This is a genomic window from Frankia sp. EI5c, assembly GCF_001636565.1.
Classification (GTDB): domain Bacteria; phylum Actinomycetota; class Actinomycetes; order Frankiales; family Frankiaceae; genus Parafrankia.
The window spans coordinates 41,671-65,468 of sequence record NZ_LRTK01000035.1 but is presented as its reverse complement, the minus strand read 5'-3'; the positions used below and the strand labels follow the sequence as shown (position 1 = coordinate 65,468).

At 73.5% G+C, this 23,798-nt stretch carries 16 protein-coding genes and 8 pseudogenes; 14 read left to right on the top strand and 10 right to left on the bottom strand.

Annotated features, from left to right (window positions below):
• Positions 1-349: 349 nt before the first annotated feature.
• Positions 350-1,920: pseudogene (locus tag UG55_RS17475) on the top strand (MFS transporter).
• Here UG55_RS17475 and UG55_RS17470 read toward each other — a convergent pair.
• The 3 genes and pseudogenes from UG55_RS17470 to UG55_RS38345 all read right to left on the bottom strand — a co-directional run.
• Entirely contained in the window at positions 1,892-3,013 is a 1,122-nt protein-coding gene (locus tag UG55_RS17470) for a M56 family metallopeptidase (RefSeq protein ID WP_066070147.1), read from the bottom strand. The pseudogene UG55_RS17475 and the gene UG55_RS17470 overlap by 29 nt on opposite strands.
• Before the next feature lie 187 nt (positions 3,014-3,200).
• Positions 3,201-3,540, bottom strand: a pseudogene (locus UG55_RS17465) (BlaI/MecI/CopY family transcriptional regulator); the annotation flags it as partial.
• Between the two features lies 1 nt (position 3,541).
• A partial coding sequence (locus UG55_RS38345; RefSeq protein WP_242424684.1) for a BlaI/MecI/CopY family transcriptional regulator occupies positions 3,542-3,650 on the bottom strand: 109 nt, incomplete at its 3' end.
• Positions 3,651-3,866: 216 nt separating this feature from the next.
• Here UG55_RS38345 and UG55_RS17460 point away from each other — a divergent pair.
• From UG55_RS17460 to UG55_RS17435, 8 genes and pseudogenes are all read left to right on the top strand, one after another.
• On the top strand, positions 3,867-5,515 hold a 1,649-nt coding region (locus tag UG55_RS17460), incomplete at its 5' end, for a cytochrome ubiquinol oxidase subunit I (protein ID WP_242424670.1).
• Positions 5,512-6,513, top strand: coding sequence for a cytochrome d ubiquinol oxidase subunit II (locus UG55_RS17455; protein ID WP_066070140.1), 1,002 nt, complete (start codon positions 5,512-5,514; stop codon positions 6,511-6,513). The genes UG55_RS17460 and UG55_RS17455, both read left to right, overlap by 4 nt.
• Positions 6,514-6,561: 48 nt before the next feature.
• Positions 6,562-7,368 carry a CPBP family intramembrane glutamic endopeptidase gene (locus UG55_RS17450; protein WP_066070137.1) on the top strand — a complete coding sequence of 269 codons (807 nt, stop codon included), beginning with the start codon at positions 6,562-6,564 and terminating at the stop codon, positions 7,366-7,368.
• A 143-nt stretch (positions 7,369-7,511) separates the two neighbouring features.
• Positions 7,512-9,044, top strand: a complete 1,533-nt coding sequence (locus UG55_RS17445) for a CYTH and CHAD domain-containing protein (protein WP_066070227.1) — start codon at positions 7,512-7,514, stop codon at positions 9,042-9,044.
• 236 nt (positions 9,045-9,280) lie between these two features.
• Positions 9,281-10,073 (top strand): annotated as a pseudogene (locus UG55_RS17440) (aldo/keto reductase); the annotation flags it as partial.
• A gap of 1 nt (position 10,074) precedes the next feature.
• Positions 10,075-10,206 (top strand): annotated as a pseudogene (locus tag UG55_RS38340) (aldo/keto reductase); the annotation flags it as partial.
• 1 nt (position 10,207) lies between these two features.
• Positions 10,208-10,330, top strand: a pseudogene (locus UG55_RS38335) (aldo/keto reductase); the annotation flags it as partial.
• A gap of 336 nt (positions 10,331-10,666) precedes the next feature.
• Positions 10,667-10,870 carry a cold-shock protein gene (locus UG55_RS17435; RefSeq protein ID WP_006540798.1) on the top strand — a complete coding sequence of 68 codons (204 nt, stop codon included), beginning with the start codon at positions 10,667-10,669 and terminating at the stop codon, positions 10,868-10,870.
• 596 nt (positions 10,871-11,466) lie between these two features.
• On the opposite strand, the pseudogene UG55_RS38330 reads toward UG55_RS17435, so the two are convergent.
• The 3 genes and pseudogenes from UG55_RS38330 to UG55_RS17425 all read right to left on the bottom strand — a co-directional run.
• Positions 11,467-11,796: pseudogene (locus UG55_RS38330) on the bottom strand (Asd/ArgC dimerization domain-containing protein); the annotation flags it as partial.
• 1 nt (position 11,797) lies between these two features.
• A partial coding sequence (locus tag UG55_RS17430; protein ID WP_242424669.1) for an aspartate-semialdehyde dehydrogenase occupies positions 11,798-12,528 on the bottom strand: 731 nt, incomplete at its 3' end.
• An 87-nt stretch (positions 12,529-12,615) separates the two neighbouring features.
• The gene (locus tag UG55_RS17425; RefSeq protein WP_066070129.1) at positions 12,616-13,884 is read right to left on the bottom strand and encodes an aspartate kinase; all 1,269 of its coding nucleotides are present in this window, start codon (positions 13,882-13,884) and stop codon (positions 12,616-12,618) included.
• A gap of 283 nt (positions 13,885-14,167) precedes the next feature.
• On the opposite strand from UG55_RS17425, the pseudogene UG55_RS45480 reads away from it, so the two are divergent.
• The 4 genes and pseudogenes from UG55_RS45480 to UG55_RS17410 form a co-directional block, all read left to right on the top strand.
• Positions 14,168-14,218: pseudogene (locus tag UG55_RS45480) on the top strand (hypothetical protein); the annotation flags it as partial.
• A gap of 1 nt (position 14,219) precedes the next feature.
• A partial coding sequence (locus tag UG55_RS17420; protein WP_242424668.1) for a TerD family protein occupies positions 14,220-14,737 on the top strand: 518 nt, incomplete at its 5' end.
• 105 nt (positions 14,738-14,842) lie between these two features.
• Positions 14,843-15,874 carry a zinc-dependent alcohol dehydrogenase family protein gene (locus UG55_RS17415; RefSeq protein ID WP_066070122.1) on the top strand — a complete coding sequence of 344 codons (1,032 nt, stop codon included), beginning with the start codon at positions 14,843-14,845 and terminating at the stop codon, positions 15,872-15,874.
• 96 nt (positions 15,875-15,970) lie between these two features.
• A complete protein-coding gene (locus UG55_RS17410) occupies positions 15,971-18,550 on the top strand; it encodes a BTAD domain-containing putative transcriptional regulator (RefSeq protein ID WP_242424667.1) in 2,580 nt (859 codons plus the stop codon).
• A gap of 66 nt (positions 18,551-18,616) precedes the next feature.
• On the opposite strand, the gene UG55_RS17405 is transcribed toward UG55_RS17410, so the two are convergent.
• Positions 18,617-19,069 carry a hypothetical protein gene (locus UG55_RS17405; protein ID WP_066070116.1) on the bottom strand — a complete coding sequence of 151 codons (453 nt, stop codon included), beginning with the start codon at positions 19,067-19,069 and terminating at the stop codon, positions 18,617-18,619.
• Positions 19,070-19,642: 573 nt separating this feature from the next.
• Here UG55_RS17405 and UG55_RS17400 point away from each other — a divergent pair.
• Entirely contained in the window at positions 19,643-20,203 is a 561-nt protein-coding gene (locus UG55_RS17400; RefSeq protein WP_066070224.1) for a hypothetical protein, read from the top strand.
• A 34-nt stretch (positions 20,204-20,237) separates the two neighbouring features.
• On the opposite strand, the gene recR is transcribed toward UG55_RS17400, so the two are convergent.
• The 3 genes and pseudogenes from recR to UG55_RS17385 form a co-directional block, all read right to left on the bottom strand.
• Positions 20,238-20,837 carry a recombination mediator RecR gene (recR, locus tag UG55_RS17395; protein ID WP_066070113.1) on the bottom strand — a complete coding sequence of 200 codons (600 nt, stop codon included), beginning with the start codon at positions 20,835-20,837 and terminating at the stop codon, positions 20,238-20,240.
• A gap of 11 nt (positions 20,838-20,848) precedes the next feature.
• Positions 20,849-21,301, bottom strand: a complete 453-nt coding sequence (locus UG55_RS17390; protein ID WP_066070110.1) for a YbaB/EbfC family nucleoid-associated protein — start codon at positions 21,299-21,301, stop codon at positions 20,849-20,851.
• A 75-nt stretch (positions 21,302-21,376) separates the two neighbouring features.
• Positions 21,377-23,798, bottom strand: a pseudogene (locus UG55_RS17385) (DNA polymerase III subunit gamma and tau); the annotation flags it as partial.

Below are 23,798 nucleotides of genomic sequence, written 5' to 3'. Positions count from 1 at the left end.
CCGCACGTGGCGGCGAGCCCGGGTGTCCTCATCGACACCCGGGCTCGCTGGCGTTAGGGCGGCAGGCAGGCAGGCAGGGAGGCGGCGGCGGGAAAGTGGCGCCCGGCTGGTAAGCGGCCGCGAGTGGTGACGTTCAGTGGACGATCTACGGGCCGAATCTATTAGTTGCGCTAAGCTAAATAGCTGGCCCATGCCTCCGGCGTGCTGGGAGAGGCGCGGGCGGCCGCGGCCGTGCAACCGCTCGCCGTGACACGCTGACACGCTGACACGGCGGCCGGAGCCGGAGCCGGAGCCGGATACGAAAACGCGGGGGGCGCCGAGCTGACGTCCGCGGGAGGTGGTTCGCCCGATGGTCGAAATGACCAGGCGCCGAAAGTCCGCCGTACTCGCGATCTGTTCGATGAGCCTGCTCATCGTCGGTCTCGACAACACGATCGTGAACATCGCGCTGCCCTCCCTGCGGCGTGATTTCGACGCGTCCCCGGCCGGCCTGCAGTGGAGTGTCGACAGCTACACCATCGTCCTGGCCAGCCTGCTCATGCTCGCCGGCTCGATGGGGGACAGGCTCGGCCGTCGCCGGGTCTTCCAGACCGGGCTGACGCTGTTCACGCTGGGCTCCCTGCTCTGCAGCGTCGCGCCGGGCCTCGGCTGGCTGGTGGGGTTCCGGATGCTCCAGGCCGTCGGCGGCTCGATGCTCAACCCGGTGGCAATGTCGATCATCACCAACACCTTCATTGAACCTCGCGAGCGGGCGCGTGCCATCGGCGTCTGGGGCGCGGTGATCGGCATCAGCATGGGGCTGGGGCCGGTCCTGGGCGGTGTGCTGGTCGAGTGGGTGAACTGGCGAGCCATCTTCTGGATCAACATCCCGATCGGCCTGCTCGCGCTGACGCTGGCGCAGCTGTTCGTCCCCGAGTCGCGCGCCGCGCGGCCCAGGCGCCTCGATCCGGTCGGCCAGATCCTGGTGATCATCGTGCTGGCCGCGCTGACGTACGGACTCATCGCCGCCCCCGAGGTCGGCTGGACGTCCGCCACGACGCTCGGTCTGCTCGGCCTCGCCGCCGCGGCGGTGCCGCTGCTGGCCCGCTACGAGTCCCGCCACGCCGAGCCGCTGCTGGATGTCGGTCTCTTCCGCGTGGCCTCCTTCTCGGGCGCGACGGCGACCGCGGTCTGCGTGTTCGGCGCGTTCAGCGGCACGCTGCTGCTCAACACCATCTACCTGCAGGACGTACGCGGCTACTCACCGTTGCACGCGGGCCTGGTGACCCTGCCGATGGCCGCCGTCGTCATCGTCGGCGCGCCGATCTCCGGGCGGATGGTCGGGCGGTTCGGCCCCCGGCCATCCCTGCTGATCGCCGGGGTGGGTCTCACGGCCGGCAGCCTGGTGATGACGGTTCTGGACGCCGGTACCTCCCTGGCGACGCTGCTGTCCGCCTATGTCGTCTTCGGGGTGGGCTTCAGCTTCGTGAACGCCCCGATCACGAACACGGCGGTCTCCGGGATGCCGATCGAGCGGGCGGGGGTCGCGGCGGCGGTCGCCTCGACCAGCCGCCAGGTGTGGGCCAGTCCCTCGGCGTCGCGCTGGTCGGCTCGGTTGCGGCCATGGGCGCCGCCGCGGCCGGCTCGGCGGGAATGATCGATCCGTCCAGCCCCGCCGCGCGCTGGCTGATCGTCGGCGCCTGCGTGGCCGTCCTGCTGCTGGGCCTCACGACGGCGCCTCGTTCCGGGGGCGGGCAACCCGTCCGACCGGCTCAACCCGTCCGACCGGCTCAGCCTGTCGAACCCGCTCTGCCTGTCGAACCCGCTCTGCCCGTCGAACCAGCTCAGTCCGTCCAGCCGACATCCCAGAGGGCAGGCGAGGCTGCCACCAGCACCGGCGGTGACGAGCCGATCAGACCAGGAGGAGCACGACAGGGGTGAGGAACACGGCGACCGCGCCGAGGTAGGCGGTGCCCGGCAGCCAGATCGGGACGGTCGGCGGGTCCAGCAGCCGGGCTATCCGGTCGACCACCGGCGTGTGCGGGACATCCTTCCGGTGGGTGAGTGCCGGAAGGTCCGAGACCAGCGCGCTCATCGTCGCGACGATGCGGCCGGCACCGCCGGCCACGCCCAGCGTCGCCAGCGATTCGGGGGTCATCCGGGGTCCGGGCAGCCCGGGCCCGCGCCCGAGGCCGGTCACCCCCAGCGTGCCCGCGGGGACGGGCGCGCGGGTGACCCCGAGCCGGGCGAGTGCCCGGGCGAGGGTCCGCCCGCTGGTGCGGCGCGCGGCGGCGTCGTCCGCGAGCATCTCGACCAGCAGGGACACGGCGGCCGTCGCCTCCCGGGCTGGGCGCAGGAAGGGGAAGGTGCGCTCCCAGGCGACGAAGGGCTGGATGACCAGGTCGTGCCGGCCGTTGACGTGCGCCTCCTCGTGGGCGAGGACGGCTTCGAGCTCCTCCGGGGTCAGCGTCCGCAACAGCCCTTCGGAGACGACGACCCGCGCGTGGCGCACCCCGGGAACGCAGTAGGCGACCGCGAGTGGATGGTCCAGGATGCGCAGCCGGCTGCCGGACCGCTTCCGGTGCTCGCAGAGGCCACAGCCCGGCGCCGAGCCGTGGCTGTGCCCGCGGTGCCGGTGGCGGTGCCCGGCCAGGTCGACGAGGTGGCGGTGCCGGTGCCGCTCGCGCAGCGTCGCGGCGGTCGACATGGCCAGCACCCCGAACAGCCGGGCGGCCAGGGCGGCGGCGATGGCGAGGCCGATGAGGTTCGTTCGCCCCAGGCCGACGAGCGGCTCGCCGGCGAGGAGGTTGCCCGCGTGGTCCGCGAGCGCGGCCGGGATGCCTGTCGACAGGGGAGCTACGGTGAACGCCGCCGCGGCGAGGAGCGCGGACACCCCACCGGCCAGGCCGATTGCCTGCCAGAGCACGATCGCGGCCCGCGGGCAGCGGTGCGGCCACCGGGCGGCCGCCAGCAGGCGTGGGACCGGCCAGGCCAGTGCACACGCGAGCAGGGCGAGAAGGGCCGCGGTCGTCATGTCGAGCCTGACGCTACCGCTCACCTGCCCGGACTGACCACGGTTGCGTGCCGTAGGCGGCGGTCACATCGCCGAACGCGCTGGCCAGGGGGTGGCCAGCCCGCCGCGGGTGACCGCGGTGACGCCCCGCGGCCCCCTGACAGTGGTCATGGCCGAAGGTCCCGCGGCCGCGCCGCGGGCACCGCTCTCAGCGGGCGGCGTCGGCGTCGGATGCGTCGCCAGCGGTGGCGGCGGTGTCAGTGGAGTCAGGGGCGGTGCCAGTGGAGTCGGCGGCCGGGCTCTCGCTGTCGGCCGGCTCCAGCGCGCGGCGCAGGATCTCGGCCTCCTCCGCGGACACCGAACCAACGAAGCGGACGAGGGCGGAACCGCGGTCGTCGGCGGTTCCCAGCGCTTCCAGCATCGCCTCGGCGACGACGGTCTCCCGGCTCTCGGTGGCCGCGTACCGGTGCGCGCGGGCGGCGCGCTGCCGGCGGACGAAGCCCTTGCGCTCCAGGCGCTCCAGCACCGTCAGCACGGTGGTGTAGGCGNGGTCGCGCTCGTGATGCAGCCGTGCCGCCACGTCGCGGGCGGTCAGCCAGTCATCCGCGGACCACAGGACGTCCATGACCGACCGTTCCAGGTCACCCAGGCGAGCCATAGACCGATCCTACGCCGCGTAGAAGTTCTTGCCCCCGGATCCGTCAGGTCCATCGATCTCACAACGAAAAATCTTCTACAGAACGTAGAATCTTCTACGTAATGTAGAAGAACACGGCGAACATGCCGCCGCCCCCGGTGGAGGAGGTCCCGATGCTCCAGGCCGCCGAAGCTCTCTCCCACGTCGATGCGCTCGCACAGGCCGCGGACCTGGCCNGCGCGAGCGCGACATCCACCGACCTGGCCCGCGCGCAGACCGCCATCTCGCTGGCGTTCCACATCTGCTTCGCGGTGTTCGGTGTCGGCATGCCCTGGCTCCTGCTGTTCGTCGAGGGGCGCTGGGTCCGCACCCGCGACCCCGTGTGGCTGGCGCTCACCCGAAAATGGTCAAGAGCGTTCGCGGTCCTGTTCGCCGTCGGCGCGGTCTCCGGTACGGCGCTGTCGTTCGAGTTCGGCCTGCTGTGGCCGGCGTTCATGGCCCGGTACGGCGGTGTGCTCGGCCTGTCGTTCACGCTGGAGGGCTTCGCGTTCTTCACCGAGGCGATCTTCATCGGCATGTACCTGTACGGCTGGAAGCGCCTCTCGCCCCGCGCGCACTGGCTGACGCTGTGGCCGATCGCCATCGCCGGAACGTTGTCGACCCTCTTCATCATCACCGCGAACGCGTGGATGAACACCCCGAACCACGTCACAGAGGTCGACGGCAAGGTCGTTTCGGCAGAGCCCTTCGCCCCGTTCCTGGCCGCGACCGCGCCGCATCAGCTCATCCACATGGTGCTGGCAGCGCTGATGTGCACCGGCGGCCTGGTCGCGGGGGTGTACGCCATCGGCATGCTGCGCGGTCGGCGCGACGCGTATCACCAGCGCGGACTGCGCGTCGGTCTGGCCGTCCTGCTCGTCTGTGCGCCCCTTCAGCTCATCGTCGGCGACTGGGCCGCCCGGGTGGTGGGCAACGAGCAGCCGATCAAGCTCGCGGCGATGGAGGGGATCGGCGAGACCCGCACCCACGCGCCGCTGACCATCGGCGGGCTCTACGACGAGGCCACCGGTGAGGTTCGGCACGGCATCGAGATCCCCAACCTGCTGTCACTGATGCAGGGATTCAGCGCCGACCACGAGATCACCGGCCTGGCCGCCGTTCCCCCACAGGAGCGGCCGGACGCCCGGCAGGTGCACCTGGCCTTCAACGTGATGGTCGGGCTGGGCATGGCGCTGATCGCGCTGTCGCTGGCGACCGGGCTGGTCGTCCTGCTCCGGCGGCGGCGCGGCGACCGGCCACTGCTGCCCACCGGCAGACCCTGGCTGTGGGCGGCCGCCGCCTCGGGGCCGGCCTCGCTGGCGGCGATGATGGCGGGCTGGGAGGTGACCGAGGGCGGTCGCCAGCCCTGGATCGTCTACGGCCGGATGCGGGTGGACGAGGCGGTCACGACCAGCGAGGGCATGCCGGCCATCTTCACCGGCACGGTTCTGCTCTACCTCGGCCTCGCGACCGCCCTGGTGCTCATCCTGCGCAGGATGGCGACCGGCGGGCCGGTGCTCGGTGGTGTGGGTCTCGGTGGTGTGGGTAACGGCGCCGGTAACGCCGGTAACGAGGTGGCCGGTGCCACCGACACCGCACCGGAGATCCCGGACGCCCGCCCCGCGCCGGGCAGTCCGGTGCCTGCCCGCCCCGCGCCCGGCCTGCCTGTGCCGGACCAGCCCGGGTCGAGCCCGCCGGTGCCCGAGCAGTCGATCTCCGGCCAGTCGATATCCGGCCAGCATGCGGCGGCACCCGGCAAACCGGCACCCGGCAATCCGGTGCCCGGAACAGCCGGGTCCGAGGGGCACCAGACCGACCCGTCCGGCCACGAGGGGGACGCACGATGACCGCCGCCGACCTGCTCGCCGTGGTGATGGTGTTCGGCCTCACCGCCTACGCCCTCACCGGCGGCGCCGACTTCGGCGGGGGTGTCTGGGACCTCTTCGCCCGCGGACGGGACGCCGCCGACCAGCGCCGGCTCGTCTCCGCCGCGCTCGGCCCCATCTGGGAGGCAAATCACGTCTGGCTGATCTTCGTCGTGGTGATGATGTTCAGCGGCTTCCCGGAGGCGTTCGGGATCGTCGGCTCGACGCTGGAGATCCCGCTGATCTGCGCGCTCGCCGGGATCGTCCTGCGCGGGGCGGCCTACGTCTACCGCGCGTACGGCTCCGGCGCCGCCGGGCCGGACCACTGGTGGGGCCACGTGTTCGCGGTCTCCTCGGTCATCACGCCCGTCGCCCTCGGGGTGGCCGGCGCCGCCCTGGTCACCGGGGACGTCGCCGAGGGCGCGCCGCTCACCCCGGTGAAGAGCGTCTTCGGGATCGTCTGTGGTCTGTTCGCGCTCGCCGTGACGGCGTTCCTCGCGGCGGTGTACCTCTGCCGGGACGCGGCCGCCAGCCCCGAGACGGAGCATCTGGTGTCGGGCTTCCGGCGCCGCGCGCTCGGTGGCGCGGTCGTCTCGGGTCTGCTGGCCGCCGTCCTGTTGCCGCTGCTGTGGTCCGAGGCGCCGGTCGTGGCGGAACGGTTCGCCGACCGGTCGGTTCCCTTCGCGGCGCTCTCCGCGATCGGCGGGGTGGCCTCTCTGTTGGCGCTGTGGCGGCACCAGTTCACGGCGGCCCGGATCACGGCGGGGCTCGCCGTCGCCGGGGTGCTGTGGGGGTGGGCCGCGGCGCAGTACCCCGACCTGGTCTTCGGTCGGGCGACGGTCGACTCCGCCGCCGCTCCCGAGGCCAACATCGTCGCGATGCTGATCGCGGTCTGCTGCGGGCTGGTCGTCCTCGTCCCCTCGCTGTGGATGCTGTTCCGTCTGTTCTCCCGCCCCGAGATCAGCTCCTCCCACTCGTAGCCGGGCCGCGGTGCCCGCGGCGTCCGCGGGCGCGACTACGTTCGACGGGTGACGAGGGCCAGTGCCGGGGCCAGGCAGGCGGACGGCTCCGCGGAACCGCTGAGCCACCGGTCGCTGCGCAACGAGGTGCTCATCGTCCTGGGTGTCTCGTTCGGTGCGTCCGGCCTGTTCGCGCTGATCCGCTACCTCGGGGTGCTCACCGCCCAGCAGTCGGTGCGCTCGCAGGTCGCGAAGCTGAACTCGTCGGCCGCGCCGGGGCGGCCCTGGCTCGACCTCGCGCTGCAGGCGGCGTCGATCGCGACCGCTGTGGTCCCGGTGTTCCTCGTCGTCCACCTGCTGGGACGCCATGGCGGTGGGGCGGGGGCCATCGGGCTGGACCGGCGCCGCGCTCGGGCGGACGTGGGGTGGGGCGCGGCGCTGGCCGCGGCGGTCGGCGGGACGGGGCTGGCCTTCTACCTGGCTGCCTGGCACAGCGGCGCGAACCTCACGGTCGCCCCGTCCAACCTGCCGGATGTCTGGTGGCGGATCCCGGTGCTGATCGCCTCGGCGGCCGAGAACGGCCTGGCGGAGGAGGTGGTCGTCGCCGGCTACCTGCTCGTCCGCCTCCGCGAGCTGGGCTGGGGCGCGAACCGTGCCCTGCTGGCCAGCGCACTGCTGCGCGGTTCCTACCACCTGTACCAGGGTCTTGGGGGGTTCGCCGGCAATGTCGCGATGGGCCTGCTCTTCGGACGGATCTTCCAGCGCACCGGCCGGGTGTTACCCCTGGTGATCGCGCACACGCTCATCGACGCGGTGGCCTTCGTTGGCTATGTAACGCTGGCCGGAAAGGTCTCGTGGATTCCCGTTCCGCGATAACCTTCCGAGCTAAGGTTAACAATAGGCAAACAGCGGTCGTCCTGTCGGTGAAGTGCCGTTGATCCTGTGTCGTGCTGGTGGCCCTCCGGATCGCCTGGCCAGCGGCCCGACGGCGGGCGATCAACAAGGGGGAGGGGCTCGCCGTGGGCTCAGTGCGGGAGATCGAACGCAAGTACTCCGTGGACCCGGGCTTCGTGCTCCCCCGCCTGGCCCAGGTGCCCGGCGTGTCCACGGCCCGCACCCGGCGCGCGGTGACCCTGGAGGCCGTCTACTACGACACCGAGGACCTGCGGCTCGCCCGCAACCGCATCACGCTTCGCCGGCGCACCGGTGGGGCCGACGCGGGCTGGCACCTGAAGCTGCCGGTCGGCCCCGGGGTGCGGGACGAGATCCAGCGCCCGCTCACCGGCGACGGGCCGGTACCCGCCGAGCTCGCCGAACTCGTCACCGTCTACCTGCGCGGCGCGCAGCTGCGCCCCGTCGCCCGCCTGGTCACCCTGCGGACGGCCCGCCGCCTGCGCGACGAGGCCGGCACCGACCTGGCCGAGGTCGTCGACGACCAGGTGTCGGCCACGACGCTGGGCCCGGCCGCGACCGTCCAGAAGTGGCGGGAGATCGAGGTCGAGCTCGGCGCGGGCGATCCCGGCGTGCTCGACGAGGTCGAGCGGCTGCTGACCTCCGCGGGCGCCGACCGCTCGGCGTCGGCGTCGAAGCTGGCCCAGGTGCTCGGCCCGGCGCTGACCGAGGGCGCCGGCCCGGATGTCCCGCCCCCCGCCGCGAAGCTGCGGCGGCGCACCCCGGCCGGCACGGTCATCCGCGCGTACCTCATCGCGCAGGTCGCGACGCTGATCGCCACCGACCCGAGAGTCCGCCTGGACGCACCGGACGCGGTGCACCGGATGCGGGTCGCCTGCCGGCGGACCCGCAGCACCCTGCGCACCTTCGCCCCGTTCTTCCCCGCCGACCTCGTCGCCCATCTCGACGGCGAGCTGCGGGACCTGGCGGGGTCGCTGTCGGCCGCCCGGGACGCGGAGGTGCAGATCGCCTACTTCACCGAGCGGCTCGACGACCTGCCGGCCGAACTGGTCCGCGGGGACGCCGCGGCGGCCCTCGCGGGCCACCTCGCCGCCGACCAGAGCGCCGCGCGGGAGCAGGCCCTGGCGATGCTGCGCAGCGAGCGGTACCTCCGGCTCGTCGACGACCTGCTTGAGCTCGTGCGGGCGCCGCTGACCGGCCTGGCCCGCAAGCCGGCGGAGAAGGTGCTGCCCGGCCTGCTGCGCGAGGCCGACCGGCGGATGAACAAGAAGGTCGCCCGGGCCGCCGCGCTGCCCATCGGGTACGAGCGGGACCAGCTGCTGCACTCGGCCCGCAAGCAGGCGAAGCGGCTGCGTTACGCGGCCGAGGCGGTGGGCCCGGTCTACGGCGCGCCGGCCGCCGCGTTCGCCCGCCTGGCCGAGTCGATGCAGGAACTGCTCGGAACCCATCAGGACGCGACGATCGCCCGCGGCCTGCTGCGGGACTGGGGAGTGCGTGCCCAGGAGGCGGGCGAGGCGTCCGCGTTCACGCTCGGCGTGCTGCTCGGGCTGGAGGAGCACCGGGCGCGCACCGCGGAACGGGACTTCTTCGACCTGTGGCCGGACGCCTCCGCGCGCCGGCATCGACGCTGGTTCTTCTGAAGCGGGGCCGCCGCGGGTGCCGAGCGTGGTGCCGGCGGCGGTGCCGGAGGTGGACGGCGCCGGTCCCGCGGCGACTCTCCGGGCGTGTGTCCCGACACCTTGACGAGCGGTTGCGGCGCGGGTCGGGCAGCATCGGGCCGGTGCCCTGCGCGCCGGTGGCCCCCGCGCGACGCCGCCCGGCCTGCGGCGGGCCAGCACCGCCCGCCGGAGAACGCCCGTCCCACGAGGAGATGCCGATGACCGCCCCTGAATCGCTGGCCACCACCCGGCTCGGTACGACTGACATGTCCGTCACCCGCGTCGGGTTCGGTGCCTGGGCCATCGGCGGCGCGGACTGGGCCTACGGCTGGGGGCACCAGGACGACGCCGAGGCCGTCGAGGCGATCCGCGCCGCGGTGCGGTCCGGGGTGAACTGGATCGACACCGCCGCGGTCTACGGCCTCGGGCACTCCGAGGAACTGGTCGCCCGGGCACTGGCGGACATCCCGGCCGGCGAGCGGCCCTACGTGTTCACCAAGTGCGGCCTGGTGTGGGACGAGAACGACCCGGCCCGCCCGCCCGCCCGGGTGGGCGCGCCCGCGTCGATCCGCGCGGAGGTCGACGCCTCGCTGCGCCGGCTGCGGGTCGAGCGAATCGACCTCTACCAGCTCCACTGGCCCCCGCAGGACGGCGCGTCGATCGCGGAGGCGGTCGGGACGCTGCACGAGCTGCGGGCCGCCGGCAAGATCCACGCGGTGGGGGTGTCGAACCTCTCGGTGGCCCAGCTGGAGGAGGCGGCGACGGTGGGCGGCGTCGACGTCCTGCAGCCGCCGTTCTCGCTCGTCAACCGGCTGGCCGCGTTCGACCTGCTGCCGTACTGCGCGATGCGCGACATCGGCGTGATCGTCTACAGCCCGATGCAGTCGGGTCTGCTCACCGGCGGCTGGACGGCGCAGCGCACCCGGTCGCTGGCCCAGGACGACTGGCGGCGCACGTCCGCCGCGTTCAACCCGCCCGCGCTGGAGCGGAACCTGGCCCTGGTGGACGCCCNGCGCCCGATCGCGGACCGGCACGGGACGACCGTGGCCGCCGTCGCCGTGGCCTGGACGTTGTCCTTCGACGGGGTGACCGCGGCGATCGTCGGAGCCCGCCGGCCGGACCAGATCGATGCCTGGCTCCCGGCNGGCGGGCGGGTACGGCTCACCGACAGCGACCTGGACGAGATCGCCGCCGCGATCGAGCGTCTCGGTGCCGGTGAAGGCCCTGCCCGGCAGAGCCCGGCGTTGCCCGGCAGTGCTCTCGTGTGAGTGCGCGGGACGCGTTACATGGGCGGCTCCGAAGTGGCGTTCATGCCACTGGCGGGCTTCCCCCTCGTGGACTGTGACACACCGCGCCGGCGAACGGACCGGGGAACGGACGGGGAAGTGGATGTTCGTAAAGCCGAGCCGTGAAGTGGACTTCTTCTGCCGGAGGACTCCCGCGCGGGGCTGCGTGCGTGTAGCGTCAGGCGTGGCCGGAGTTCGTCAGTTCGTGTCTCAACCGAGACACAGCGGAACAACGCGGCGGCGAATCGTATCGCCGCGGCGTTCGGCCCGGGGCCCGCGCGGTGCGGGTCCTGACTGCACCAGCAGGGAGAACGGCACGTGGCTCAGGGCACGGTGAAATGGTTCAACTCGGAGAAGGGCTTCGGCTTCATCTCCGTGGACGGTGGCGGGTCTGACGTCTTCGTCCACTACAGCGCAATCGTGATGGACGGCTACAAGGCACTCGAGGAGGGCCAGCGGGTCGAGTTCCAGGTGACCCAGGGCCAGAAGGGCCCGCAGGCCGACGCCGTCCGCGTCGTCTGAGCCACGAGTAGCAGTAGAACCAAGGTTGGTCAGCCCGTTCGTCGGATCACTCCGGTGGGCGGGCTGACCGCTTTTAGGCGGGAGTGCGGCTCCCGCGAGTGAGCTCCGGTCTGTCCGGTGCCGTCCCATCCGAGCCATCCCTCGGGGGCTNGGTCGGTTGTTCGCGCCCAAGGCCGCCTGCTCACGGTCCGCGCTGCCCATTCAGGTGTCGGATCTGAGCTGATCCCGTCATGGGATTCGGTATGTGACCGCGCGCCGAGCGAATAGCGGATGCGGCCTGTTCCCATCAGGTGGATGGTTTTACCGAGCGTCTCCGGGTAAGTATCTGGTTGATTGCTCGGAACCGAAAAAGCTGATGCCTGGAATGCTGCGTGGCGCAAATATCGCGTTCCCGGCGCGGCCCCGCGATGTTCCGTGCCGCGCCCGGGTCACGTTCCGCGACAGCGGCCCGGGTCACGGTCCGCGACATTGGGGCGCGGTATCCGTGCCGCGATGTCCGCGTGGGGTGACCGAGCGGCAGCCGAGGCAATCGGACCGGGCGGGCCGGCCCGTGGGGCCGGCCCGGCGCGCGTCACCGGGCGGCGAGAAGCCGCGCGTCACCGGGCGGCGAGAAGCTCCGCGATCTGCAGGGTGTTGAGCGCGGCTCCCTTACGGAGGTTGTCCCCGCAGACGAACAGCGCGACCTCCTGCGGATCATCAGGCGACTGACGGATCCGGCCGACCCAGGTCGGGTCCGTACCCACCACATCCGCCGGGGTCGGGAACTGGCCCGCGGCCGGATCGTCCAGAACCGCGACGCCCGGCGCCGCCGCCAGGATTTCCCGGGCCCGCGTCGCGGTGACCGGCTGGGTGAAACGAGCGTGCACCGCCACGGCGTGTGTGGTTATCACCGGAACCCGCACACAGGTCGCCGAGACCCGCAGCTGNGGTAGGTCGAGGATCTTCCTCGACTCGTTGCGGATCTTCAGCTCCTCGGAGGACCAGCCGCCGTCCTTGAGTGAGCCGGCCCAGGGCACCACGTTCATCGCGAGCGGGGCCGGGAACGGGCCGAGGCCCTCCTCGCCGACGGCCTTGCGCACGTCGCCGGCGGCCTGCCCCAGCTCCCGGGTACCGCCGACGAGCTCAAGCTGGGTGTAGAGGGTGTCGATGCCGGCCTGCCCCGCCCCGCTCGCGGCCTGGTAGGACGTGGCGACGATCGACTCCAGGCCGAAGGCCCGGTGCAGCGCGCCGACAGCGACGATCATCGACAGCGTGGTGCAGTTCGGGTTCGCGATGATGCCGCGCGGCCGGTCCGCCACCGCGGCGGCGTTGACCTCCGGCACGACCAGGGGGACGTCCGGATCCATCCGGAAGGCACCCGAGTTGTCCACGGCGACGGCGCCCCGCGCGGCGGCGACCGGAGCCCACTGGGCGGACACCTCGTCGGGTACGTCGAACACGGCGATGTCGACACCGTCGAACACTTCGGGGGCCAGCGCGAGGATCGGCACGTCCTCGCCGCGCACCCGCAGCGTGCGCCCGGCCGAGCGGGCCGAGGCCACCAGCCGGATCTCACCCCAGATGTCCGGGCGTTCGTCGAGCAGCGAGAGCATCACGGTGCCCACCGCCCCGGTCGCACCCACCACGGCCAGCGTAGGGCGCTGGGGGATGTCACTCATGTCCTGCCTCCGCCTGCTCGTCCACCGCTGGTCGTGTGCCACCTATCGCCTGCCGGGCCGCCGCCCGCCGGGATGCGCGGGCGGCGCTCACCGGCCCGTTCCCGCGTACACGACCGCGGCCTGGTCCGGGTCGCCCAGTTCGAAGGCGGTGTGCACGGCCCGGACGGCCACCGGCAGGTCCGTGTCCCGCACGACCACCGAGATCCTGATCTCGGACGTCGAGATGATCTCCACGTTGACGCCCGCGTCGGCGAGGGCGCCGAAGAACCGCGCGGACACCCCCGGATGCGACTTCATCCCGGCGCCGATCAGGGACACCTTGCCGATGTGGTCGTCGTAGAGGGTGCGATCGAAGCCGATCTTGTCGTGGACCTTCTCCAGGGCGGCGAGCGCGGTCTTCCCGTCCGATTTCGGCAGGGTGAAGGAGATGTCCGTCCGGCCGGAGCCGGCGACCGAGCCCACCTGGACGATCATGTCGAGGTTGACGTCCGCGTCGGCGACGGCCCGGAAGACCGCGGCGGCCACCCCCGGCTTGTCCGGGCAGCCCACGACGGTCACCTTCGCCTCGCTCAGGTCGTGCGCGACGCCGCGGATGATGGCCTGTTCCACGAGCTGTGCCTCCGGAATCTCGATCACCCATGTGCCCGGCTTCGACGAGAACGAGGAGCGGACGTGCACGGGCACGGTGTATCGGCGGGCGTACTCGACGCACCGCAACATGAGCACCTTCGCCCCGCACGCGGCCATCTCCATCATCTCCTCGTAGGAGATGCGGTCGATGCGGCGGGCGTCGGGGACGATGCGCGGATCGGCGGTGAACACACCGTCAACATCGGTGTAGATCTCGCACGCGTCGGCGTGCAGCGCGGCGGCCAGCGCCACGGCGGTCGTGTCCGAGCCGCCCCGGCCCAGCGTGGTGATGTCCTTGGTGTCCTGGCTGACACCCTGGAAGCCGGCGACGATCGCGATGGCGCCCTCGTCCAGCGCGGTGCGGATGCGCCCGGGAGTCACGTCGATGATACGGGCCTTGCCGTGCACCGAGTCGGTGATCACGCCTGCCTGGGAGCCGGTGAAGGAACGCGCCTCCGCGCCCAGCTGAGCGATGGCCATCGCGAGCAGCGCCATCGAGATCCGCTCACCGGCGGTGAGCAGCATGTCCAGCTCGCGGGCCGGGGGAATCGGGCTCACCTGCTCGGCGAGGTCGAGCAGATCATCGGTGGTGTCACCCATCGCGCTCACCACGACGACCACGTCGTTGCCGGCCCGCCGGGTCTCCACGATCCGCTCGGCCACCCGCTTGATGCGATCCGCGTCCGCGACCGAGGATCCGCCGAACTTCGCGACCAGGAGCGCCATGGGTGCCAGATTACCGAGGTCGGTGGCACTTCTGCCCGGTCGCGCTCAGCGCCGGCCGGTGGCCGGCTGCCTCTCGGCTGCCCGCCCGGTCGCCGGCCGGGTGCCCGCGGGCCGTCCCCGGTGGCACGAGTGTCATCCGACCGACGGCCTGCCCGATGAGTTCGCCTTCGTGTGCAAGGGTGGCTGCGGAAGCGACCATGTTGTTCCGATGCTCCTCGGTGTGGAGGGTCGTCGGCGTTAGAAGGCTCCTTCAGGAAGGACATTCGTCATGGCGATCAGCCTNGCCAAGGGCGGCAACGTCAGCCTCACGAAGCAGGCCGCCGAGGCGGGAACCNGGGCGCTGACCGCGCTCACCGTCGGGCTCGGGTGGGACGCCCGGACGACGACCGGCACCGACTTCGACCTCGACGCCTCGGCCATCGGGGTCCGGAGCGACGGCAAGGCGCTGTCCGACGGCCACTTCGTCTTCTTCAACAACATGAAGAGCCCGGAGGGCGCCATCTCCCTCTCCGGTGACAACCTCACCGGTGCCGGCGAGGGCGACGACGAATCCATCAACATCAACCTCGGCCTCGTTCCGGCCGAGATCGACAAGATCGTGGTCCCGGTGTCGATCTACGACGCGGTGAACCGCGCGCAGAACTTCGGCCAGGTGCGCAACGCCTACATCCGCGTGGTGGACCAGACGGGCACCGAGCTCGTCCGCTACGACCTCTCCGAGGACTACTCCACCGAGACGGTCGTCATCTTCGGTGAGGTGTACCGCAACGGGGCGGACTGGAAGTTCCGCGCGGTCGGCCAGGGGCACAACGACCTCAGCGGTCTCGCCCGCGACCACGGCGTGAACGTCTGACCGGACCGACCCGACGACACGCCCTCCCGCCCGCTCCCGGACGCACGCCTTCCGTCCGCCCGGTCGGCGGGCCGGCGGGCGGGGCTGCCGGTGGAGGTGATGAGGGTGCTGGCCTGGCAGGTGACCAGCCCTGGGCCGATCTCCGCGGGCCCGCTGCGGGCGGTGGAGGCGCCGGTACCCGAACCCGGCCCCGGCCAGGTCCGGCTGCGGGTAGCCGCCTGCGGCGTCTGCCGGACGGATCTCCACCTCGCCGAGGGTGACCTCACGCCGCGCCGGCGGCGCGCGGTGCCGGGCCACGAGGTCGTCGGCTATGTCGACGCCCTCGGGCCCGGGCTCACGGCCGCGGCCGGGGCGCCCCCGATCCGGTTGGGCGACCGGCTGGGCATCGCCTGGCTCGGCGGCACCGACCAGACCTGCGCCTACTGCCGGCGCGGTGCCGAGAACCTCTGCCCAGCCTCGGTCTACACCGGCTGGGACGTCGACGGCGGGTATGCGCAGTACGCGGTCGTGGCCGCTGACTACGCCTACCGGCTGCCCGCCGGCTACAGCGACGGCGAGCTGGCGCCGCTGCTGTGCGCGGGCATCGTGGGCTATCGGGCGCTGCTGCGCGCGGAGCTGCCCGCCGGGGGCCGGCTCGGCATCTACGGGTTCGGCGCCTCCGCCCATCTCGCCGCCCAGGTGGCGATCGCGCAGGGCGCGACCGTGCACGTCCTGACCAGGTCCGAGCGGGCCCGTCAGCTCGCCGTCGAACTCGGCGCCGCCTCGGTCGCCGGCGCCTACGACAGCCCGCCCGAGCCGTTGGACGCGGCGGTCCTGTTCGCGCCGGTCGGCGATCTCGTCCCGGTGGCCCTGGCCGCGCTGGACCGCGGTGGAACCCTGTCGATCGCCGGGATCCACCTGACCGACATCCCACCGCTGAACTATCAACGGCACCTGTTCCAGGAACGGTCCGTCCGCAGCACGACGGCGAACACCCGTGCCGACGGGGCGGAGTTCCTGGCGGTCGCCGCCCGCCACCGCCTGGCGGTGACCGTCACTCCCTACCCGCTGACCTCGGCTGACCGGGCGCTGGCGGACCTGGCACACGACCGGGTCCACGGCGCGGCCGTGCTCTTCCCGGACACGGACAGCGGCTGAGCGGTTCGCCTGGGCCGCCCGTGGCCCGGTAGCGCCAGGGTGGCGTGTCCGGCGAGTGACGAGTTGTGGCCGGGTGTGTCTCCTATGATCGGTTGCGTGCGCGTTCGCCTGCTGGGCCCGGTGGACGTCGTGGACGCGGCCGGGAGGACCGTCGCGATCGGCAGCCCGACGCAGCGGCTGCTGCTCGCGGTGCTGGGTTCCCGGGCGGGGGACGTGGTGCCCGTGGGCCGCCTGGCCGAGGCGGTGTGGGGTGACCTCCCGCCACCTTCCGCGGAGGCGACGCTGCGCTCGTACATCTCGCGGCTGCGGCGCGTTCTCGGTGACGCCCTGCCGACCCGTCCCGGCGGCTGGTCGCTGTGTCTTGCTCCGGAGCAGGTGGACATCACCGTCTTCGAGAGCCTGCTGGAACTCTCCCGCCGGGTGCCGGACGCCGCCGAACGGCTCGCGCTGCTGGACGACGCGCTCGCGCTGTGGCGCGGTCCCCCCTTCGGTGACCTGGCCGAGCACCCGGCGCTGCGACCCGTCGCGACGCGTCTCGCGCAGGCGCGGGGCACGGCGCGGGAGTCGCGGGCCGTGCTGGGGCGGGCCGGGCGGCCGCGCACCGGCCCGAGCGCCGACGCCGACCCTGCCGGGAGACCGGTTCGCGCCGCGCTTCAGCCCCGCGCCGAGACGCCGCCGGGCACGGGACGGCAGCCCCGGCGTCCACGCCGGCCCGGCACCGCACCGCTGGGACGGGCGGCCGACCTCGCCGCCGTGGAGGACCTGATCGGCGCGGCCCGCCTGGTGACGCTGTTCGGACCAGAAGGGGTCGGCAGGACGAGGCTCGCCCTGCGGCTGGCCGACCGTCTCGCGGAGCGCTTCGCCGCCGGCGTACGGCTGATCGAGCTGGCGGCGGTCAGCGATCCGGCCGACGTCGCGGCCCGCACCGCCGACGGGTGCGGGGCCGGCGGCACGGACGGGGACCTCACCGCCGCCCTGGCGGCCGCGGCGGAGCTGGACGCGCTGGTGATCCTCGACGGCTGCGACCAGGTCGCCGCCGGGGCCGCCGCCGTCGCGGCCGCCCTGGTCGGCGGCGGCCGCGGGGCACGCGTGCTCGTGACGGGCCGCGAGCCGCTCGGTGTGGCGGGTGAGCGCTGCTGGCCGGTGCGGCCACTACGGGTGGACGGCCCGGACGCGCCCGCCCTCGCACTGTTCTGGGACCGGGTGCGGGCCGCCCGGCCTGACCGCGGGTCGGACGGCGAGTCGGACGGGGGGCTCGGCGGGGGGTTCGGCGGGGGGTTCGTCCGTGGGCCTGGCGGCGGGCTGAGGGCTGTGGACGGGACCGTGGACCGGGCCGCGGACTGGGCGGCGGCCGAGCGGATCGTCCGCCGGCTCGACGGCCTGCCGCTCGGCATCGAGATCGCGGCGGCGCGGAGTGACGCGATTCCGCTCGCCGAACTCGCCGACCGGCTCGACGAGCTCCTCAGCCCGCACCGGGCCGGCCGACGCCGAGGCCCGGCCCCCCGCGCCCTCGAGGGGGTGGTCGGCTGGTCGGTCTCGATGCTGGACCCTCCGCACCGCGCGATGCTGCGGACCCTGGGCGTCTTCGCCGGGCCGGCCGCCGCCGCCGACGTCGCCGCGCTGGCGGAGACCACCGAGGCGAAGGCCCGGGACATCCTCGACGCCCTGGCGGCGCGGGCGTTGGCGGCACGGGCGTTGGTGGCGGTGGCGGCGGATCCCGCCCAGGCCCCGGTCCGGTACGCCCTGCCGTGGACCGCCCGGGACTATGCGAGGCGGCGCCTCGGGGCGTCCGAGCCGGGGCTGGCCCGGGCCCACGCCCGGCACGTCCTGGCCGAGCTGCGGGCCGCTGACGCGCTCCTGCGCACCCCCCGGGAGGCGGAGGGCCACCGCCGCCTGGAAGACCTGCTCGCGGAGGCGCTGGCGGCCCAGCGCTGGACACTGCTGAACGACCCGCCGCGGGCGGTCGAGATCACCGCCGCCCTGTACGTGTACGCGCGGTCGCGCCGGCAGATCGAACCGCTGTGCGCGGGGGTCGGTCTCGTCCGTGCCTTCGGGCTGCACCCGCCGGCCGGGACGGAGCCCCACCGGTTGGCGGACCTGGTGTCAGATCTGTCCGTGGAACCACCGCCGGGGGTCTCGGCGGGCGCGCTGGCGACCGCGTTGGCCACGGCCGCGGCCTGGTATGTCGGCAGGGGAGACCTGGAGATGGCCGGTGCGTGCGCCCAGCGCGGCCGGCTGGTCGCCGGGGACGCCCCCGAGCGCGGGTTCGTTCTCGAACTGCTCAGCGACATCGCGTCCCGCCGGGGCCGGACAGGTGAGGCGGTCGACCACGGCTGGGAGCTGGTCGCCGCCGCCCGGGCCTGCGGAGACCGGCACGCCGAGGTCGCCGGCATCGTCAGCATCGTGACGGCGCATGCCCACGCGGGGGACGCCGAGGCCGGCCGGGTCGCTCTCACCCAGGTTCCGGACGCTGCGCTGGCGCCGTCGGATCTCGGCTGGCTGGCCTACGGTGAGGCCGAGCTGGTCCTCGACCGCGACCCGGAGCGCGGCCTGCGCCTGCTGGAGCGCGCCGCGGCCCTGGCCGACTCCGTCGGCAACTCCCGGCTCGGCGCGGCCGCCCGAGCCGCGGAGGCGTCCGCACGGGCCCGCGGCGGGGAGGCGGCCCGACCAGCCTGACCGGTGCTGCCGGTGCTGCCGGTGCTGCCGGTGGGGCTGGTAGGGCTGGTGAGGGCTGAGGCCCGGTCAGTGCCGGCGGGCCGCCAGTCGCCGCAGCGTGAGGGTTCCCGCGGCGGTGAGGACCGCGGCGGTGGCGACCTCACGCGGCAACCGGTGCCGCGCCTCGTTCTGGATGGCCTCGTGGAACCGGTCGAACCGGGCCGGCCAGGGGCTGGAGCCGACGAAGTAGCGACCGACCTTGTCCGTGTCGGGCAGGCAGGCGCCTATCATCCCGGCGAGCACGCCGACACGCCGGTCGGCCGGTGCCGCCGCGGTGAGCAGCGCCATCGCGGCGAGGCCCGCGACACCGTCCTTGCGGGCGATGGGCAGCCATTCCGGTTCGGTGTTCGGCCCGGTGCCCCAGTGCGGCATCGCGTCCATCACCAGGTGGGAGAGAAAGCCCAGCGCCAGCGCCGGTACCGGTCTCGGCGCGGCCATCCCGACGAAGGCCCCGGCACCGACATGGGAACTGATGATCATTTGGGGCAGCTCCTGCTCAGATGATCGAGGCGGGCACCGGCCTGGATTCCAGGCATGGTTCCACCTTCGCCCCCGCCCCGGAGGTATGCCGCACCGGGTGGCACCGGCTCCCGGGACAGGAGCGCGCGGCGGGCCGCCGGCCTGCTCCGTTCGCGGTCGGGTGGGTGTGCGTTGAGCGGCACACGGAAGGCTTCCGGGGAAGCTGTACCGACAGGACTCCGGACAGTCCCCGCGACCCGTAGCATCTGCATGCATAGCGCAGTGGTTTGATGGCAGAGGTCGGAGATCCGGTCGATAGCGGGCCGGTACTGTCCACGGGGTGTGACACATCGGCCTGGGTGGGATGACCATCCGGGCCGAAGGTAGGCCGGGGGTTGAAAGGTGAAGAGTGGGCCGTCCGCAGCGGACGCGGGTTCACTGGCACCGGCACGTGCAGCGGCAGGCGTGCGTGCACTTGCTTCTGCGCCACATCCTACGGCCGGGCCACCTGGGCGCTGCGCGGCCGTCCGGCTACGTGCCGTCGGGGTGCCCAGGCAGAGATCACACCTGCGGGTGGGCCCCGCCGCCGCCACCATGACGGACCACGCGGACCCGCCGGCCGGCACGATCGTCTCCGTGGCCTGGTACCTGGAAGGCGCCGGCCGGGTCATCGGCGGGCTGCTGCCGCGTGGGCATCCCGAAGGCGGGGCGCTCGGCAAGCGGATCCTGTGTGGGGAAAGCGTGTGGGCTGCCGAGATGCACCCGTGGGAGCAGGAGATCTCCGCGGAGGCGGATCTCGTCGAACCCGGCCCACCCGGCCGCCCCGCGCGGATCGTCGTGCGCTGCCCGGACGGGGCCGTCACCGGTTTCGTCGACCAGCCCGGGCTGCCGGCCGGGCGCCTGGCGCGGTTGACCACCGGGCTCCGGCGTGACGCGCGGCAGGTGCGGGTGCGTGCCGGGGGTCGGGTTTGGTGGGTGCGGGCAAGCCACATGTTCGGTGTGCGGGTGACGCGGGACCCCGGCATCCTGGTCTATTCCACCCGTGGACTGCATGCCGAGTTCGGCTCGGCGGCGGACCCGCTGGATGTCAGCGTCGTCCTGCTCACACTCGCCTCCATCCCCAGCTCGGCCTACGCGCCGATCCTGGGGTTCTGACCCCCGCCCACACCGCGGGGGCGGAGGCCCGTGCTCAGGCGCTGACGATCCGCCGGCCCTCGAACGCGCGGCCGAGGGTTACCTCGTCAGCCCATTCGAGATCGCCGCCCATCGGCAGCCCACTCGCCAGCCGGGTGACGGTGAGACCCATCGGGGCGATCTGGCGGGCCAGGTAGGACGCCGTCACCTCGCCCTCGGTGTTCGGATCCGTGGCCAGGATGATCTCGGTGACCACCCCGTCCGCGAGCCGGGCGATCAGCTCGCGGATGTGGAGGTCATCCGGCCCCACCCCGCCGATCGGGTTGATCGCCCCGCCCAGCACGTGGTACCGGCCGCGGAACTCCCGGGTCCGCTCGATCGCGACGACGTCCTTCGACTCCTCGACGACACAGATGGACGACTGGTCCCGGCGCGGATCCGTACAGATCCGGCACAGCTCCGACTGGGCCACGTTGAAGCACGTCCGGCAGAACTGGACCTTCTCCTTGAGCTCCGTCAGCGCGTGCACGAGCCGACGGACGTCCGCCGGGTCGGCGGCAAGCAGATGGAACGCGATGCGCTGCGCGCTCTTCGGCCCGATGCCGGGCAGCTGACCCAGCTCGTCGATCACATCCTGGACGACGCCCTCGTACACGGCGGTGCGACTCAGCCGAGCCCGGGAATGCCCAGACCGCCCAGCGCGCCCCCGCCTGGCAGCGCACCGGGAGCCGGGGCCCCGCCGAGACCGGCGCCGCCACCGAGACCACCCAGCCCGCCGAGCCCACCGAGCGCGCCGCCGAGACCACCAGTGGCCTCGCTCATCTTCTCGGCGGCAAGCCGGTGCGCGTTGGTGGTGGCATCCCGCACCGCCGCGAGCACCAGATCGGCGAGGGTCTCCGGGTCGTCCGGGTCCATCGCCGCCGGCTTGATCACGAGGTCGACCAGCTCGCCGCCACCGTTCACGGTCGCGATGACGAGCTCGCCGCCGGCCGAGCCCTCGACGCGGGTCTCGGCCAGCTCCTGCTGGGCAGCGAACAGAGCGGCCTGCATGCGCTGGGCCTGCTCGAGGATCTGCCCCAGATTGGCGCCACCGCCGGCGGGGATCTGTGGGTTCGACATGACGGTGAGCCTACGTGCCACCGGAGGCCGATCCGACGCCAGCCGCCGCCCCGAGCCGCAGGGTTACCCGGACTGTTACCCGGACTGTTCGATCACCGTCGCGCCGAGGCTTGTGCGCAGCAGGGCGACGGCCGCTTCCTCGCTGCTGCGGGCACCGCCCAGCTGGTTGGGCGCGTCCTCGTCGTCGAGGGAGACCTCATCCACGGACGGGGGGGCACCGCCGATCGTGGCGGCCGCGACCGCCGCCCCCGAGCCGGGCGTACGACCGCCCGGGCCGTGCCCGGCACGGGCGGTCATCACCGCCGCCCGCGCCGCGGCGGCACCACTGCTCTCCCTCCGCGGACCGGTACCCGGCCCGCTGCCCGGCTGCGGGACCGACCGCGCCTGCGCCCCGGAACCTGGGGAGGCCGCGCCCTGCGCAGTCATCCCCTGCGCAGTCATCCCCTGTGAAGCCACACCCTGTGCAGCCGCGCCCTGCTGGGGGACCGCGGCGGCCGGGGCCGTGGCCGGGGCAGTCGCGAGGTCAGGCCGGGGCCGGCCGGGCGTGCCGCCGTAGGGCGCCGTCGCCGTGACACCGGCCGGCGCCATCGAGCTGGCCTGGGGTCCGGCACCCTGCTCGGGAGCAGGCCCGGGATGCGCCCCCGTGCCGCGAGGCCCGCCGTTCGTCGCGACGTGCAGCCCGTGCCCGGTTGTTGTCTGCGGGGTGCCGTAGCCGGCCCCGCCCTGCGGGAGCCCACCGCCCTGCGGAAGACCCGCGTTGGCGGCCCAGCCGCCGGTGCCATCGGGGCCGGTGGGCGCGCCCGGCCCCGGGGGCCCGCTGGGGCTCCCGTACCCACTCGGCCCGCCGTGGCCGGTCGGACCACCGGAGCTGATCGGCCCGCCGCTGTAAGCGCCTGGCCCGCCGTTGTAAGCGCTTGGCCCGCCGGCAATGCCCGGCCCGGCCGGGCCGATCGGCCCGGCCGCGGGACCGTTGTGGGAACCCGGTCCGCCGGGGCCGGGGCCTTGACCCGGCCGCCCGGGGCCGCCCGCGCCGCCGGGGGGTGACTGGGGACGCCCACCCGACGGGCCGGGACCACCACCGATGGTGATCCGCCACGTTCCGCCGAACCGGTCGGCGATCGCGGCGGCCAGAATCTCGATGTTGTTGCCCTGGCCGAACATCTTCGCCATCGCGGGCGCGGAGAAGGCGAGCACGACCTCGTCCCCGCGCACATCGGTGACTGAGGCGTAGTCCTTCAGGATCGCGTGGGTGCGCCGACTGCGCCGGCCGGCGAACGCGAGCACCTCGTCCCAGACGGCGGTGAGCACGGTGGCGTCGAGACCACCTCCGGGGGCGGCCGCGGATGCCGCACCCCGCGCCGGTGGCTGCGGGGCCGGGCGGACCGGCGCGGCGGGAAATGCCTGGGGGTGGGCCGGCGGTGGCGGGGGATAGGCCGCTGACGGCGCGGGCGCGGGCGGGGGCGGCGGCGGGTTGGACGGGCGGGCCGGCCCCGATGCCACGGGTACCTGGGTGCTGCCGGCTCCGTAACCAGCGGCAGCCCCCTGGCCCGCCGCGGTGACCGGCGCCGCGGGGCCGGGCCGGGTACCGGGCCCGGTTTCCACCACCTCGGGCCCGGGGTGCGCCGCGCCGAGGGGTGCCGCGGGCCGGCGTTCCAGGCGTTCGAGCCGGACGGCGAGCGCCGCCGGGTCCGCGGAGGCGCCCGGCAGCAGCGCCCGGGCGAGGATCAGCTCCAGCAGCAGCCGCGGGCTTGCCGTTCCCCGCATCTCGACCAGGCCGGCGTGCAGGACGTCCGCCGTGCGGGAGAGCTCCACCGGCCCGATGTTCTTGGCCTGGGCCCGCATCCGGTCGACCTGGTCGCTGGAGAACGCCTCCAGCAGGCCGCGCTCCACCGCGTCGGGCACGGCGGCGACCACGATGAGGTCACGGAGCCGATCGAGCAGGTCGGTCGCGAACCGGCGCGGATCGTGGCCCGAGGAGACCACGCGGTCGACCACGGTGAACAGCGCGGCACCATCGCGCTCGGCGAGGGCGTCCACGGTCTCGTCGAGCAGGACGCCGTCCGTCATGCCCAGCAGCGCCACCGCGCGCTCGTGGTCGAGCCCGCCCTCCCCGGCACCGGCGAGAAGCTGGTCCAGGACGGAGAGCGAGTCCCGGACGGAGCCCGCCCCGGCACGGACCACGAGCGGGAACACCGACGGCTCGACCGCCACGCCCTCCTGCTCGCAGATCGACTCCAGGTGACTGCGAAGGACACCGGGAGGAACCAGCCGGAAGGCGTAGTGGTGCGTCCGGGACCGGATGGTGGCGATCACCTTGTCCGGCTCGGTGGTGGCGAAGACGAACTTCAGGTACGGCGGCGGCTCCTCGACCACCTTCAGCAGCGCGTTGAACGCCGCCGCCGTGACCATGTGCGCCTCGTCGACGACGAAAACCTTGAAACGGGCCGAAGCGGGCGCGAAGAAGGCGCGTTCCCGCAGGTCACGGGCGTCATCGACG